Annotated in this window: 15 protein-coding genes; 9 read left to right on the plus strand and 6 right to left on the minus strand. The window is 66.0% G+C overall.

Features of this window, described 5'->3' with window-relative positions; translation table 11 throughout:
- Positions 1 to 78 precede the first annotated feature (78 nt).
- The 7 genes from ACFPO9_RS02230 (at position 79) to ACFPO9_RS02260 (ending at position 6953) form a co-directional block, all read left to right on the plus strand.
- Positions 79 to 1233, plus strand: a complete 1155-nt coding sequence (locus ACFPO9_RS02230; RefSeq protein ID WP_379766398.1) for an ABC transporter substrate-binding protein — start codon at positions 79 to 81, stop codon at positions 1231 to 1233.
- Between the two features lie 121 nt (positions 1234 to 1354).
- On the plus strand, positions 1355 to 2245 hold the full coding sequence (locus tag ACFPO9_RS02235; protein WP_379766401.1) for a branched-chain amino acid ABC transporter permease: 891 nt from the start codon (positions 1355 to 1357) through the stop codon (positions 2243 to 2245).
- Between the two features lie 2 nt (positions 2246 to 2247).
- Positions 2248 to 4224 carry a branched-chain amino acid ABC transporter ATP-binding protein/permease gene (locus ACFPO9_RS02240; protein ID WP_379766404.1) on the plus strand — a complete coding sequence of 659 codons (1977 nt, stop codon included), beginning with the start codon at positions 2248 to 2250 and terminating at the stop codon, positions 4222 to 4224.
- Positions 4225 to 4232: 8 nt separating this feature from the next.
- Positions 4233 to 4961 (plus strand): ABC transporter ATP-binding protein, encoded by a 729-nt coding sequence (locus ACFPO9_RS02245; protein ID WP_379766407.1) that lies wholly within the window; start codon positions 4233 to 4235, stop codon positions 4959 to 4961.
- 130 nt (positions 4962 to 5091) lie between these two features.
- A complete protein-coding gene (gene rhlP / locus ACFPO9_RS02250) occupies positions 5092 to 5922 on the plus strand; it encodes a rhombotarget lipoprotein (RefSeq protein WP_379766410.1) in 831 nt (276 codons plus the stop codon).
- Positions 5915 to 6523, plus strand: coding sequence for a rhombosortase (gene rrtA, locus ACFPO9_RS02255; protein ID WP_379766413.1), 609 nt, complete (start codon positions 5915 to 5917; stop codon positions 6521 to 6523). The genes rhlP and rrtA overlap by 8 nt, the downstream gene beginning before the upstream one ends.
- Entirely contained in the window at positions 6492 to 6953 is a 462-nt protein-coding gene (locus ACFPO9_RS02260) for a GNAT family N-acetyltransferase (RefSeq protein WP_379766416.1), read from the plus strand. Before rrtA ends, ACFPO9_RS02260 begins: the two co-directional genes overlap by 32 nt.
- Here the strand turns inward: ACFPO9_RS02260 and ACFPO9_RS02265 are convergent.
- The 3 genes from ACFPO9_RS02265 to ACFPO9_RS02275 are packed head-to-tail and all read right to left on the minus strand — an operon-like array spanning position 6914 to position 8890.
- Positions 6914 to 7318 (minus strand): hypothetical protein, encoded by a 405-nt coding sequence (locus ACFPO9_RS02265; protein WP_379766419.1) that lies wholly within the window; start codon positions 7316 to 7318, stop codon positions 6914 to 6916. The two genes, ACFPO9_RS02260 and ACFPO9_RS02265, sit on opposite strands and share 40 nt — an antisense overlap.
- Before the next feature lie 51 nt (positions 7319 to 7369).
- Positions 7370 to 8113: a Mut7-C RNAse domain-containing protein gene (locus ACFPO9_RS02270; RefSeq protein ID WP_379766422.1), complete on the minus strand. Its 744-nt coding sequence runs from the start codon at positions 8111 to 8113 to the stop codon at positions 7370 to 7372.
- A 6-nt stretch (positions 8114 to 8119) separates the two neighbouring features.
- Positions 8120 to 8890, minus strand: coding sequence for a DUF72 domain-containing protein (locus tag ACFPO9_RS02275; protein WP_379766425.1), 771 nt, complete (start codon positions 8888 to 8890; stop codon positions 8120 to 8122).
- 80 nt (positions 8891 to 8970) lie between these two features.
- On the opposite strand from ACFPO9_RS02275, the gene trxC reads away from it, so the two are divergent.
- Together trxC and ACFPO9_RS02285 are read left to right on the plus strand one after the other, a co-directional pair.
- Complete coding sequence (trxC, locus tag ACFPO9_RS02280; RefSeq protein ID WP_379766428.1) at positions 8971 to 9414, plus strand: thioredoxin TrxC; 444 nt, start codon at positions 8971 to 8973, stop codon at positions 9412 to 9414.
- Between the two features lie 57 nt (positions 9415 to 9471).
- Positions 9472 to 9834 carry a DUF4870 family protein gene (locus ACFPO9_RS02285; RefSeq protein ID WP_379766431.1) on the plus strand — a complete coding sequence of 121 codons (363 nt, stop codon included), beginning with the start codon at positions 9472 to 9474 and terminating at the stop codon, positions 9832 to 9834.
- A gap of 123 nt (positions 9835 to 9957) precedes the next feature.
- On the opposite strand, the gene ACFPO9_RS02290 is transcribed toward ACFPO9_RS02285, so the two are convergent.
- The 3 genes from ACFPO9_RS02290 to phaR all read right to left on the minus strand — a co-directional run bounded on the left by ACFPO9_RS02290 (position 9958) and on the right by phaR (position 13501).
- Positions 9958 to 11121, minus strand: coding sequence for a cystathionine beta-lyase (locus ACFPO9_RS02290; protein WP_379766434.1), 1164 nt, complete (start codon positions 11119 to 11121; stop codon positions 9958 to 9960).
- A 158-nt stretch (positions 11122 to 11279) separates the two neighbouring features.
- Positions 11280 to 12731 carry a 30S ribosomal protein S12 methylthiotransferase RimO gene (rimO, locus tag ACFPO9_RS02295; RefSeq protein ID WP_379766437.1) on the minus strand — a complete coding sequence of 484 codons (1452 nt, stop codon included), beginning with the start codon at positions 12729 to 12731 and terminating at the stop codon, positions 11280 to 11282.
- Positions 12732 to 12943: 212 nt separating this feature from the next.
- Positions 12944 to 13501, minus strand: a complete 558-nt coding sequence (gene phaR / locus ACFPO9_RS02300; RefSeq protein WP_379766440.1) for a polyhydroxyalkanoate synthesis repressor PhaR — start codon at positions 13499 to 13501, stop codon at positions 12944 to 12946.
- Positions 13502 to 13642 lie beyond the last annotated feature (141 nt).

Here is a 13642-nt window from a genome sequence, read left to right on the forward strand (position 1 = left end):
ACAATTGCCCGACGATCGGTCCGGCGCCCCCGCGGCGCATACCCACGTACGGCAAGAAAATCAACTACGGAGACAGCAATGAATTTCAAACTGAAAGCATTGGTTGCAGGTGTAGCACTGGGTTTGTCGATGTCCGCGATGGCTGCGGATCCGATCAAGATCGGCGTGTCCGGTCCCTTCACGGGCGGCTCGGCGCCGATGGGCGTGTCGATGCGCGACGGCGTGCGCCTGGCGGCAGCTGAAATCAATGCCAAGGGCGGCGTGCTCGGACGCCAGCTGCAGCTGGTCGAGCGCGACGAGGAAGCCAAGCCGGAACGCGGCGTGCAGATCGCGCAGGAGTTGATCAACAAGGAAAAGGTCGTCGCCACCGTCGGCTTCATCAACACCGGCGTGGCCCTGGCCTCGCAGCGCTTCTACCAGCAGGCCAAGATCCCGGTGATGAACAACGTCGCCACCGGCTCCATCGTCACCAAGCAGTTCGCCAACCAGCCGGAGAACTACGTCTTCCGCAACTCCGCCAACGACACGATCCAGTCGACGATGATCGCCGATGAAGCGATCCGCCGCGGCTTCAAGAAGCCGGCGATCCTGGCCGATTCGACCAACTACGGCCAGCTGGGCCGCGAAGACCTCGAGAAAGTCCTGGCCACGAAGAACGTGAAGCCGGTGTCGGTCGAGAAGTACAACATCGGCGACGTCGACATGACCGCGCAGCTGCTGCGCGCCAAGCAGGCCGGCGCCGACGTGGTCCTCACCTACGGCATCGGCCCGGAACTGGCGCAGATCGCCAACGGCATGCAGAAGCTGGGCTGGAAAGTGCCGATCGTCGGCAGCTGGACCCTGGCGATGGCCAACTTCATCGACAATGCCGGGGCCAACGGCAACGGCACGCGCATGCCGCAGACCTTCATCCAGAACCCGGATACGCCGAAGCGCAAGGCCTTCATCGACGCCTACGTGAAAGCCTACAACCCGCCGAACGGCCGCATGCCGTCGGCGGTGTCGGCCGCCCAGGGCTACGACTCGGTCTACCTGCTTGCCGCCGCGATCCAGCAGGCCGGCAGCACCGAAGGCCCGAAGATCGCCGCCGCGCTGGAAGACCTGAAGACCCCGATCGAGGGCGTCGTCGCCACCTACAACAAGCCCTACAGCAAGACCGACCACGAGGCCATCAACTTCGAGAACACCAAGTTCGGCGAAGTGCAGAACGGGCGTGTGGTGCCGGTAAAGTAAGCTTTTACCCGTCGTTCCCGCGCAGGCGGGAACCCAGGTTTTGCGTCCGCTGTGGCGAACTTGGATCCCCGCCTGCGCGGGGATGACGGTGCACACGCATCGGGTCACTCAGGGTAAAAAAATGGAAATCCTCCTCCAGCTGGTGTTCTCCGGGATCGCGCTCGGCATGATCTATGCCGTCATCGCCTTCGGCTATCAACTCACGTTCGCCACTTCCGGCACGCTGAACTTCGGCCAAGGCGAGGCCCTGATGCTGGGCGCGCTGGTCGGTTTGTCCCTGGTCGGGACCATCCACGGCGGCCCCTATATCAGTTACTGGCTGATGATTCCGCTTGTGATGGTGTTCGGCGCCATCCAGGGCATGTTCGTCGAATGGATCGGCGTGCGTCCCGCCATCCGCATCAAGTCCGAGTTCGGCTGGATCATGTCCACCATCGCGCTGGCCATCATCTTCAAGAACGTCGCAGAAAACATCTGGGGCAAGGACGTGCTGCCCTTCCCCTCGCCGATTTCGTCGGAGCCCTTCACGCTGATGGGCGCGAACGTGCAGCCGATGCAGGTGGCCGTCATCATCGGCGCCGTCGCCATCATGCTGGCGGTCGAGATCTTCAACCGCAAATCCATCTACGGCAAAGCGGTGGTCGCGACTTCGAACGACCGCGAGGCCGCCGGTCTCATGGGCATCAACACGCGCATGGTGATCACCTTCTCGTATGCGCTGTCCTCGGCCACGGCAGCCTTCGCCGGCGCCCTGATCGCGCCGCTCACGCTGACCAGCGCCACGATGGGCGCCTCGCTGGGCCTGAAGGCCTTCGCGGTGGCGATCATCGGCGGCCTGACCTCGGGCGTGGGCGCGATCGTCGGCGGCATCATCCTCGGCATCGCCGAAACCGCCACCGGCTTCTACCTGTCGACCGGCTACAAGGAAGTGCCGGGCCTCGTTCTCCTGCTGCTGGTGCTGGCCGTGAAGCCGTCCGGCCTGTTCGGCAAAGCCGCGATCAAGAAGGTCTGACAATGAACAAGAATCCCCTGGCGCTGGCCGCCATCGGTGCGGGCATCGTCCTGGTGGCGGCCTATCCGCTGCTGTTCACCAATCCGTACTACGTGCACCTGGCCGAGACCATCCTGATCTACGCGATCCTGCTCTACGGCCTGGACATCGTGGTCGGCTACACGGGCCAGGTCTCGCTCGGCCACGCCGGCCTGTTCGGGATCGGCTCCTACGCCACCGGCATCCTGGTGCTCAAGCTCGGCGCGCCCTGGTTCGTCGCGGTCCCGGCCAGCATCGGCTTCGCCGCGCTGTTCGGCGCGGTCCTGGCGCTGCCGGCCTTGCGCGTGACCGGTCCCTACCTGGCGATGGTGACGCTGGCCTTCGGCACCATCGTGCAAATCCTGATCAACGAGATGACCTTCCTGACCGAAGGCCCGCTCGGCATCCAGCTGCAGAAGCCCAGCGTGTTCGGGCGCGAGCTGACCGAGGTCGAGTACTACTACGCGGTGGCCGGCTTCATGTTCCTGTCGCTGCTGCTGGTGCACCGCCTGCTGCGCTCCCACGTCGGGCGCGCCTTCGAGGCCCTGCGCGACAGCCCGATCGCCTCCGACTGCATGGGCGTCTCGGTCTACCGCTACAAGGTGTACGCCTTCGTGATCAGCGCCGGCTTCGCGGGCCTGGCCGGCAGCCTGTATGCCTACTCGGAGCAGTACATCTCGCCGAACAGCTACAACTTCGAACTCACGATCCTGTTCCTGCTGGCGGTGATCATGGGCGGCCGCAAGAGCCGCCTGGGCGCCCTGATCGGCGCGACCATCGTCGTCATGCTGCCCAGCCTCCTGTCCGACATCGAGGTGTTCCGCAAGATCGCGGTGACGGCGGCCGTCCTCGGCGTGATCGTCGCCGCGCTGATGATCGCGAAGCGCCGCACCACGCCGGCCCGCACGGCGGTGCCGGTGCTGGCGACCCTGGCCCTGGCCGTGGTCGCATATAAACTGGACAGCATGGTCGACTGGCGCCTGACCATCTTCGGCCTGATGACACTGTTCGTGGTCTACTACCTGCAGGACGGCATCGTCGGCTTCTTCAAGAGCCTGATGGGACGCGGCCGCGTGCACGTGGTGGCAGCCCAGGGCGCCGGCCAGGCCGACCCGTTCGCGGGCGTACGGGCAGCCGGCGCCAAGCTCGATGCGAGTGCGGCAGGCGGCGAGCTGCTGCGCGTGGAACAGGTGCTGATGCAGTTCGGCGGCCTGAAGGCCCTGAACCAGGTCGACCTGAAAGTGGAACGCGGCACCGTGCACGGCCTGATCGGCCCGAACGGGTCCGGCAAGAGCACGATGATGAACGTCCTGACCGGCATCTACAAGCCGACCGCCGGCGCCGTCGTGTATGCCGGCCAGCCGATCACCGGCCGCACGCCTTCGCAGATCGCGCTGGGCGGCGTGGCGCGCACCTTCCAGAACGTGCAGCTGTTCGGCGAGATGACCTCGCTGGAGAACGTGCTGGTCGGCCTGCACCACAGCTTCCGCTCGTCCTGGCTCGACGCCATGCTGGCCACCCCGCGCTACCGGCGCGAGGAACTGGCGGCGCGCGCGCGGGCCGCGGCGATCCTGGAGTTCATCGGCCTGGCCGAACTGGCCAACGAAGAAGCGCGCAACCTCCCCTACGGCAAGCAGCGCCTGCTGGAAATCGGCCGCGCGCTGGCGCTCGATCCGCGCCTGCTGCTGCTGGACGAGCCTGCCGCCGGCCTGACCGCCCCGGACATCCGCGAACTGATGGCCATCATCCGCAAGATCCGCGACCACGGCATCACCATCGTGCTGATCGAGCACCACATGGACGTCGTGATGTCGATCTCGGACACCGTCACGGTGCTCGACTTCGGCCAGAAGATCGCCGAGGGCACACCTGGCAAGGTGCAGTCCGATCCGAAGGTCATCGAAGCCTACCTGGGCGGCGCCGCCGAAGCCCCGCCCGCGCCGCAAGCGGCCGCACAATAGGAGCCAGCATGTTAGCCATCCAGAACCTGCACGCCGCCTACGGCAAGGTCGAAGTCCTGCACGGGATCTCGCTCGAAGTCCCGAAGGGCAAGCTGGTGACCCTCATCGGCAGCAACGGCGCCGGCAAGACCACCACCATGCGCGCCATCTCGGGCATGATCAAGCCGAAGAGCGGCAGCGTGCAGCTCGGCGGCCGCGACATCACCGGCCTCGACTCGCACCGCATCGCGCGCGCGGGCCTGGCCCATTCGCCAGAAGGCCGGCGCGTGTTCGCGACGATGAGCGTCACCGACAACCTGCTGCTCGGGGCCTTCCCGCGCTTCACGCGGGCGCGCCCGAAAGGCGACATCCAGCACGACCTCGAACGCGCGCTGGAACTATTCCCGCGCCTGAAGGAACGCCGCACCCAGCTGGCCGGCACCCTGTCCGGCGGCGAGCAGCAGATGCTGGCGATGGCGCGCGCGGTCATGCTGAATCCAGAGGTGGTGCTGCTCGACGAACCTTCGATGGGCCTGGCGCCGATCCTTGTCGACGAGGTCTTCCGCATCATCGCGCGCCTGAAATCCGAGGGCGTGACCATGCTGCTGGTGGAGCAGTTCGCGCAGGCGGCCCTGAACGTGGCCGATTACGGCTATGTGCTGGAGAACGGCAGCATTGCGGTGCACGGGCCGGCGGCGAGTTTGAAGACCGATCCGAAGGTGGTGGCGGCTTACCTGGGTGGCGGGCAGGCGCATTGAGCCCGCGGTAGCGTCGTGCGATACCGGAGGTGCCGGATTCCGGGCCTCCGTTTTCTTTGATTTGATGCGCTTTCAAGCAATGCCATCATGCCATGATCCGCCGCTCGGGCGGCCTCACTGAAAGGCATGCATGAAGCGCTTGATCACCCTGTTCTTCGTTACCGTCCTCCTCTCGCTGGGCGGCTGCGCATCGATGTTCGGCAACCACCAAGGCCAACGCCAGGCCGGCAGCGTCGTCGACTATCTCTACCCGGACGCCAAGGAGCCGCCGAAGATGGAAGCCACCGTCACGCGCCTGCGCCTGCCGGTGCGGGTCGGCATCGCCTTCGCGCCGGGCGGCGGCGGCGCCGGCCTGCAGGAAGCGGCGAAGACCCAGCTGCTGGAGCGCGTCAAGGCATCCTTCGGCCAGTACGACTACCTCGGCAGCATCGAAGTCATCCCGAGCAGCTACCTGCGCCCGCGCGGCGGCTTCGCCAACCTGGACCAGGTGGCGCGGATGTTCAACGTCGACGTGATCGCGCTGGTGTCCTACGACCAGATCCGCTTCAACGACACCAACCGCCTCGCGGTGCTGTACTGGACCGTGGTCGGCGCCTACCTGATCAAGGGCGACCAGTACGACGTGCAGACCATGGTCGACGCCGCGGTGTTCGACGTCCGCAGCCGCAAGCTGCTGTTCCGCGCGCCGGGCACCAGCCAGGTGAAGGGCTCGTCCACGCTGGCCGGCTACAGCAAGGAGGTGCGCGGCGCCCAGTCGGACGGCTATGCGCAGGCGGTCGACCAGATGATTCCGCAGTTGCAGGCGCAGCTGGCCGGCTTCAAGGAGCGCGCGAAGTCCGATCCCGGCATCCAGGTGGACCGCAGCGAGTACCGCGGCGGGCATGGCGCCGGCAGCTTCGGCTGGCTGGCGGCGCTGCTGGCCGTCGGCGTCGCCTGGTGCCTCGGACGCCGCCGTGCTTAGGCGCGCACCGGTCACCTGTACGATCGGCGGCGCCTGCCTGCTGCTCGCCTGCGCGGGCGAGCCGATCGCCGCCGGCTTCGCCTTCGAACGCGCCGCGGTCCTGCGTGGGGAATTGTGGCGGCTGTGGAGCGGCCACCTGGTCCACTACTCGCTCTCGCACGCCGGCGCCGATGCGCTGGTGCTGATCGCGATGGGCGTCGTCGCCGAGCCGGCGGTGGGTTCGCGCCGCCTTGCGCTGGTGCTGGGCGGCGGCGCCTTGCTGATCTCGCTCGGCCTGCTGGCGCTGGCGCCGGGCCTCAACGAGTACCGCGGCGCCTCCGGCCTGGCCGTGCTCACGGCGGTGCTGGGCGGCGCGCTGGCCTGGCGCCATCATCCCGTCAGCCGCCCGGTGCTGGTGTGCGCCGCGCTGGCCCTGGCCAGCAAGACCCTGTGGGAAGCCTTCGCGCACACGGCCGCCTTCACCGATTTGCCCGCCGGCGTGAGCGTGGCCTGGCAGGCGCATTTGCTGGGCACGCTGCTGGGAGCCTGCGCCGCGCACGCCGTCATGTCCCCGCGACTCAAGGAAAGCCATGCCCGGCATCGCGATCGTGCACCGCAGTGAGCTGGCGCGGGTGCGCGCGTTCTATGAGGAGGCCGGTTATGGCGGCGGCGTGCTCGATATCGACCGCGTATTCGCCGCAACGACCGATGGGCGCATCGTCGGCGTTGTGCGCTTGTGCGAAGAAGAAGGCGTGATCGTCCTGCGCGGCATGCACGTCGCGGCGGCTTGCCAGCGCCAGGGCATCGGCCGCGCGCTGCTGGCGCGCTGTGTTCCGTGGCTGGAGCGCGGGGAGGCCTTCTGCCTGCCCTACGCTCGCCTGGCCGGATTTTATGGAGAGGCCGGCTTCACGCCCGCGCCGCCGGAGACGCTGCCGCGCTTCCTGGCCGAACGGCTGGACGGCTATCGGTCAAAAGGCCAAGGGGTGCTGGCGATGCGCCGCGCCGGCGCGGCTCACATGCCGAACAAATCGTTCGCATCCAGGATCGCATAAGTGATCTCCGGATGCCGCTCCAGCGCCTTGCGCACGGCGGCCGGGATCGATTGGCGCACCTTCTTGCACAGGCCGGGCCGGTCTTCGAGCAGGATGACGATGCCGCGCAGGGTGCGCACCTCGTTCGGGCTGGGCGTGATCTTCAGCTCGACGCCGAGGTTGGTGCGGATCCTGTCCTGCAGGCGCTTGAGTTCTTCATAGCTGGCGATGCCCTCGATGCGGTCGATCAGCTTCTGCTCCTCCATGCGCGTCAGGCGCAGCGGGCGCAGGTCGGCATCGGGCTCGGCGAGCAGGCGCTCGCGCTCGCAGACGCAGGCGCCTGGCGGACATTCGGTTCGGAGGGGGAAGCTTACCTGTTGCAACATGCTCTCACGCTGTCTGGCAAAGGATCGGTATAGTGTACATCACGAAAGTAGTCAGTCATTGCGCGCGGCCTGCGCCAGCATGCCGCTCATGCGCTCCCAGTGCGAGCCTTTCCAGTAGACGCGCCCGCAGACTGCGCAGGTGCTGAATTCTTCCTTGGCGGCGGCGACCTGGGGCGGCAGGCGCGCCAGCACCTCGGCCTTGGGCACGGTGCGCAGCGGCGCGTTGTCGTGCAGGCAGCGCGTGAAGGGGCGCGCCCGCTCGGCCAGCCCGAGGCGCTCGAAGACTTCGCGCAACTGCGCCTGGGCCTTCAGCGCGCGCACATAACAGCCATGGGCGATGGTGCGGCGCTTCAGCAATTCGCGGTCGCGGGTCAGTACCAGCCGCTTCTCTTCCACCGCCAGCGCCTCGACCTGGTCGCCGCTTAGGCTGTTGTCGTAGATGGTGTCGAACCCGGCCATTCGCAAGAGCCGCGCGAGCCCGCCGAGGTGGGCATCGGCGACGAAGCGCAGGCGTCCCGGCGGCAGCGCCGGCGCGGGCGCCAGGCCGGCGACGTCGAGCCGGGTGAAATGCGGATAGACCGACACGCGGTCACCCTCTTCCAGCAGCAGATCGAGACCGGCGGGTTCACCATTGACCAGGACCAGTTCGACCTCGGTATGCGGCACCCCCAGCGCCTCGATCATGTGCTTGGTCGTGGCCATGCGCGCGCAGGGCGTGGCGATGTCGTGCTGGCGCCGTTCGCGCGGCAGGAAGTCGTTCAAATTACCGTAGAAACGGAAGGAAGCGCGGACCATAATGCGTCAAACGATGGCGGCTGGCTGCAGGGCGCGCAGCACCTCCAGCGCGTTCGGCACCGCGGCAAAGGCGGCCGTGTTATCGAAGATGCACCAGCAATCGGCGCCGTTCGCGGTCAGGGATGCGATGCGCTGCTCGACCTCTGCCAGGGCCTCGGGCGGATAGCTGGAGTAGTAGACCCTGGGCGTGCCGTGCAGGCGGATGTAGCTGGCGCTTGTCGTCGGCATGTGCGGGCCGGGCTGGCCGGCGGGCGGATCGGCCATCACGCGTGTGACGCCGTGTTCGCGCAGCACGGCGCTGGCGGCCTCCGAGAACCAGGTCGGGTGGCGCGCTTCGAGCGCCAGCATGCAGCCGACGCGCGCGCGCAGGCGCGGCAGGAAGTCGCGCGCCGCCTCTTCGTCGAACACGCCCTTGGGCGGCAGCTGCACCAGCACGCAGCCCAGCTTGGCGCCCAGGTGGTTGACCTCGAAGGCGAAGCGGTCGAGCAGGTCGTCGGCGTCGCGCAGGCGCGCTTCGTGGCTGATCGATTTCGGCAGCTTGACCGAGAAGCGAAACCCGGGCTGCACGGCGGCGGCCCAGCGCGCATAGGTCTGCGGCTGGTGCGGGCGGTAGAAGGAAGAGTTGATCTCGACGGCCGGGAACACGGCCGCGTAGCGCTCGAGGTGGCTGCCATCTTCGGGAAACGCGGCCGCCACGTCCTTGTGGAGGCTCCAGCCGGCGCAGCCGATCAGGCGTGCGCCGGTGGAGACGGCTTGGGTGCTTGTGCTGTCGCTCATGGGCCGATTTTATGCCGGGAGCGCGAACTGGCGTCGCACGGCCTTACAATATGAACAATCGATATCTGGAGGAGCTTGCCATGGCCGACCCGCTGCACATCGTCTGTCCCCACTGCGACGCCGTCAACCGCGTCGCCAACGAACGCCTCGCCGACCAGCCGGTCTGCGGCAAATGCACGAAAACGCTTTTCGAAGGCAAGCCGCTGGACGTCGACAGCGCCCGCTTCTCGCGTCACATCAGCCGCAACGACATCCCGGTGCTGGTCGATTTCTGGGCCGCCTGGTGCGGACCCTGCCGCATGATGGCGCCGGCCTACGCCCAGGCCGCCGGCCGCCTGGAACCGCAGGTCCGCCTGCTGAAGCTGGACACCGAGGCCTCGCAGGACATCGCCGGGCTGTTCGGCATCCGCAGCATCCCGACCATCGCGCTGTTCCAGGGCGGCAAGGAGATCGCGCGCCAGGCCGGGGCCATGGACGCCGGCAGCATCATTTCTTGGGTTCAATCCCGGGCGCGCGCCGCCTGAGTGCGCGATCCACTATCTTCGAATCGACCTCATCAATCAGCCAGCAAGGAGCATGTCATGTCCCAGGAACTCGTCTACGAACGCGGCATGGAAGACGCCAAGCAGTTTGCCCGCATCCTCTACATCGCCCACGCAGCCACTTTCTTCTTTTCGCTCGGCCTGTTGAACGTGATCGTCCTGATCGTCAATTACATCAGGCGTCCCGAAACCGCCGGCACCATGGTCTATTCGCACCACACCTGGATGATCCGTTCGTTCTGGTGGTACGTGGTGTGGATGGTCGCAGCGGGCTTCCTGTTCATCACCCTCATAGGGATTCCACTTGCCTGGGTGATCTGGGTCGGCGCCTGGCTGTGGATGGCTTACCGGATCATCCGTGGCTTCCTGGACCTGAACAACAACCGCGCGATGCCGGTCTAGTCCCGTCGTCCCCGCGAAGGCGGGGACCCAAGTTTGTCGGCGCTGTCGTAACGCATGCATGACTTGGGTTCCCGCCTTCGCGGGAAGGCGTTTCCGGCAGTGCCGGGAACGACGAGGCAACGATTACAGTTTGCCGAACGCCTGCTCCAGGTCCGCAATCAGGTCATCGGTATCTTCCAGGCCAATATTGAAACGCACCAGGATCCCGGCATCCGGCCAGTTGCGGCGCATGCCCTGGATCCGGTACGGCATCACCAGGCTGTTCGCGCCGCCCCAGCTATAGCCGATGCCGAACAAGTCCAGCGCATCGACGAAGCGGTCGGTCTGCGCTTCCGTGTAGCGGGCGTCGAACATCACCGAGAACAGGCCGCCGGCGCCGGTGAAGTCGCGCTTGAAATGCTCGTGGCCGGGGCAATCCTCGAAGGCCGGGTGCAGCACCTTTGCGATCTCCGGACGATTCTTCAGCCAGGCCGCGACCTTGCGCGCGGCCGCGTCGTGGGCGTCGAAGCGCAGCTTCATGGTCGGCAGGCCGCGCATCACCAGCCAGGCATCGTCGGCGCTCACGCCCATCCCCAGCCGCATGTGGGCCATGGCGATGCGGTCGATCAGCGCCTTCTCGCGGGTGATGACGGCGCCCATCAGCACGTCCGAGCCGCCCGACTGGTACTTGGTGAGCGCCTGCATGACGATGTCGACACCCAGATCGAAGGCGCGCAGTGCGATCCCGGCGGACCAGGTGTTGTCCAGCGCGACCAGCACGCCCTTCTCCTTCGCCGCGGCGCAGATCGCGCGCAGGTCCGGCACTTCCATCGACACCGAGCCCGGCGCCTCGGTCCAGACCAGCTTCGTGTTCGGCTGGATCAGTTCCGCGATGCCGGCGCCGACCAGCGGATCGTAATAGCGCGCCGTGATGCCGAAGTCGGCGCTCAGCCAGCGTCCCAGTTCGCGGTTGGGGTTGTAGACGTTTTCGGGCAGCAGGACGTCGTCGCCGGACTTCAGCAGGGCCAGGTCGACCATCGCGATCGCGGCCAGGCCGGACGGCGCCAGCAGGCAGTGATTGCCGCCCTCGATCTCGGCCAGGCGGGCTTCGAGCGTGAAGGTGGTCGGCGTGCCGTGCAGGCCGTAGGTATAGGCGTTCTTGTCCTTCCACTCGCCGCTGCGCATGCTGGCGACGTCCTTGAACAGGACCGTGGAGGCGTGGTGGATGGCGCTGGGGAAGGCGTCGAAGCCCTGCGGGGCGACGTAGTCGGTGTGGATCAGGGTGGTCTGGAGGGATTTCTTGGTCATTATTTTTGCTCCGGAGTCAAAAGTGCTGCCACCGCTTGCGATATCGTCGTCTCCGCGAAGGCGGAGACCCAAGTTCGTCAAGCAGTCGATACGCGCGCAAACTTGGGGGGATAGCGCTGGGGCGCTATCCCGCCTGCGCGGGAACGACGGCTTAGCTCTTAAGCCACAGTCGCCCAAAGATCGTGCGCATCGGCCTTGGTCACGATTACCTCGATGAACTCGCCCACCGCCGGCTTGGCCTTGCCCGGGGTCAGCGCGCGCTTGATGTGGACCACGCCGTCGATTTCCGGCGCATCCGCGGCGGTGCGGCCAATCGCTTCGCGCGGGCCGACTTCATCGACCAGCACGCGCATCTTCTTGCCGACCTTGGCCTGCATGCGCTTCAGCGAGATCTCTTCCTGCAGCAGCATCACGCGCGCGCGGCGTTCTTCGCGCACGGCTTCCGGCACCGGATTCGCGATCTCGTTGGCCGTTGCGCCTTCGACCGGCGAATAGGCGAAGCAGCCCAGGCGGTCGATCTGCGCCTCGCGCAGGAAGTCCAGCAGGTATTCGAATTCCTCTTCGGTCTCGCCCGGGAAGCCGGCGATGAAGGTCGAGCGGATCACCAGGTCCGGATTCATCTTGCGCCAGGCGAGGATGCGGTCCAGGTTCTTTTCGCCGCTGGCCGGACGCTTCATGCGCTTCAACACATCCGGGTGCGCGTGCTGCAGCGGGATGTCCAGGTAAGGCACGAGGTTCTCGCCCATCAGCGGGATCACTTGGTCGACGTGCGGGTACGGATACACATAGTGCATGCGCACCCAGGCGTCGTACTGCTTTGCCATCTGGCCCAGCGCCTCGGCCAGCTGGGTCATGTGGGTCTTGATCGGGCGGCCGTTCCAGAAACCGGTGCGGAATTTCACATCCACGCCATACGCGCTGGTGTCCTGCGAGATCACCAGCAGTTCCTTCACGCCGGACTTGAACAGGTTCTCCGCTTCCTTCAGCACCTCGTGGATCGGGCGCGAGACCAGGTCGCCGCGCATCGACGGGATGATGCAGAAGCTGCAGCGGTGGTTGCAGCCTTCCGAAATCTTCAGGTAGGCGTAGTGCTTCGGGGTCAGCTTGACGCCGTGGTCCGGCACCAGGTCGACGAAGGGATCGTGCGGTTTCGGCAGGTGCAGGTGGACCGATTCCATCACCTCGGTGACGGCGTGCGGGCCGGTCACGGCCAGCACCTTCGGGTGCACCTTGGTGATGATGTCGTCGCCCGCCGCATCCTTCTTGGCGCCCAGGCAGCCGGTGACGATGACCTTGCCGTTCTCGGCCAGGGCTTCGCCGATGGCGTCCAGCGATTCCTGCACGGCGGCGTCGATGAAGCCGCAGGTGTTGACGATCACGAGGTCGGCGCCGTCATAGGAGTTCGCGGTCTCGTAGCCTTCCGCGCGCAGCTGGGTCAGGATCTGTTCGGAGTCGACCAGGGCCTTCGGGCAGCCGAGCGAGACGAAGCCGACCCTGGGTGCGGCGACGCCGGCCGCGGCTGGCGGAATCACGACCGGCGGAGCAGCCTCGGCGACGGCGACGGCGGAATCTTGGGAGGCAGGAAGCGGATTGCGGCGGAGTTCAGGCATGTGGATTGCGGCGGAAAATTCTGGGCAATCCGCGATTGTACAGGAAGCGGCGGTTCAGGAAAACTGTTGCACCGTCGTCCCCGTGGAGGCGGGGATCCAAGTTGCTTGAGCAGACGATATGCTTGCAGAACTTGGATTCCCGCCTGCGCGGGAACGACGGGCCCGCAGTGCGGGAACGACGGGCCCGCAGTGCGGGCCCGTCGAAACACTTCTTACTTCTTGGTCTCCGTCGGCACCCCGAACGGGAAAGTCCCGAACATCGCCTTGCTCTGGCTCTGCATCTGCTCCTGCATCTGCAGGAACAGGTTCTTGCTCTGGTCGATGTAGTTGTTCATCATGCCCTGCATCATCGGGCCCTGGATGTTCATGAACTGAGTCCACATCTCGTTCGAGAAGGGCTTGCCTTCGAGCGCGCCGGTGGCGGAGCCGACGAACTTGTTCTGGATGTCGGTGAAGGCCTGGACATTCTTTTCCAGGTAGGAGCCCATCATGCCCTGCATCGCATGGCCGTAGTAGCGGATGATCTGCGACAGGACGGCGCTCGAGAACATCGGCGCGCCGTGCGCTTCTTCTTCGAGAATGATCTGCAGGAGAATGCTGCGGGTCAGGTCTTCGCTGGTCTTGGCGTCGACCACCGTGAACTCGTCGGCATCCAGCACCAGCTGCTTGACGTCGGAGAGGGTGATGTAGGAGCTGGTCTGGGTGTCGTACAGACGGCGGTTCGGGTATTTCTTGATCAGGCGTTCGCTACTCTTTTTTCCACTGCTCATCTCAGGTTCCAAATATTGCGCCGCAGCGCTCTGTTATGCGGTCCACGGATGGGGAAGCTGTCCGTGGTGTCTCCGATTCCAAGAGGATAGACGCTAAAAATACCACGTTGCGAACGCAGGTGCAGCAATTATTCGGTAGGC

It is taken from the genome of Massilia aerilata (assembly GCF_042656905.1).
Classification (GTDB): Bacteria; Pseudomonadota; Gammaproteobacteria; order Burkholderiales; family Burkholderiaceae_D; genus Telluria; species Telluria aerilata.

What these genes read in the sequence shown, in the direction of transcription:
- ACFPO9_RS02230 (WP_379766398.1), top strand. Translation starts at nt 79, where the DNA reads ATGAATTTCAAACTGAAAGCATTGGTTGCAGGTGTAGCACTGGGTTTG.
- ACFPO9_RS02235 (WP_379766401.1), top strand. Translation starts at nt 1,355, where the DNA reads ATGGAAATCCTCCTCCAGCTGGTGTTCTCCGGGATCGCGCTCGGCATG.
- ACFPO9_RS02240 (WP_379766404.1), top strand. Translation starts at nt 2,248, where the DNA reads ATGAACAAGAATCCCCTGGCGCTGGCCGCCATCGGTGCGGGCATCGTC.
- ACFPO9_RS02245 (WP_379766407.1), top strand. Translation starts at nt 4,233, where the DNA reads ATGTTAGCCATCCAGAACCTGCACGCCGCCTACGGCAAGGTCGAAGTC.
- rhlP (WP_379766410.1), top strand. Translation starts at nt 5,092, where the DNA reads ATGAAGCGCTTGATCACCCTGTTCTTCGTTACCGTCCTCCTCTCGCTG.
- ACFPO9_RS02260 (WP_379766416.1), top strand. Translation starts at nt 6,492, where the DNA reads ATGCCCGGCATCGCGATCGTGCACCGCAGTGAGCTGGCGCGGGTGCGC.
- ACFPO9_RS02265 (WP_379766419.1), bottom strand. Translation starts at nt 7,318, where the DNA reads ATGTTGCAACAGGTAAGCTTCCCCCTCCGAACCGAATGTCCGCCAGGC.
- ACFPO9_RS02270 (WP_379766422.1), bottom strand. Translation starts at nt 8,113, where the DNA reads ATGGTCCGCGCTTCCTTCCGTTTCTACGGTAATTTGAACGACTTCCTG.
- ACFPO9_RS02275 (WP_379766425.1), bottom strand. Translation starts at nt 8,890, where the DNA reads ATGAGCGACAGCACAAGCACCCAAGCCGTCTCCACCGGCGCACGCCTG.
- trxC (WP_379766428.1), top strand. Translation starts at nt 8,971, where the DNA reads ATGGCCGACCCGCTGCACATCGTCTGTCCCCACTGCGACGCCGTCAAC.
- ACFPO9_RS02285 (WP_379766431.1), top strand. Translation starts at nt 9,472, where the DNA reads ATGTCCCAGGAACTCGTCTACGAACGCGGCATGGAAGACGCCAAGCAG.
- ACFPO9_RS02290 (WP_379766434.1), bottom strand. Translation starts at nt 11,121, where the DNA reads ATGACCAAGAAATCCCTCCAGACCACCCTGATCCACACCGACTACGTC.
- rimO (WP_379766437.1), bottom strand. Translation starts at nt 12,731, where the DNA reads ATGCCTGAACTCCGCCGCAATCCGCTTCCTGCCTCCCAAGATTCCGCC.
- phaR (WP_379766440.1), bottom strand. Translation starts at nt 13,501, where the DNA reads ATGAGCAGTGGAAAAAAGAGTAGCGAACGCCTGATCAAGAAATACCCG.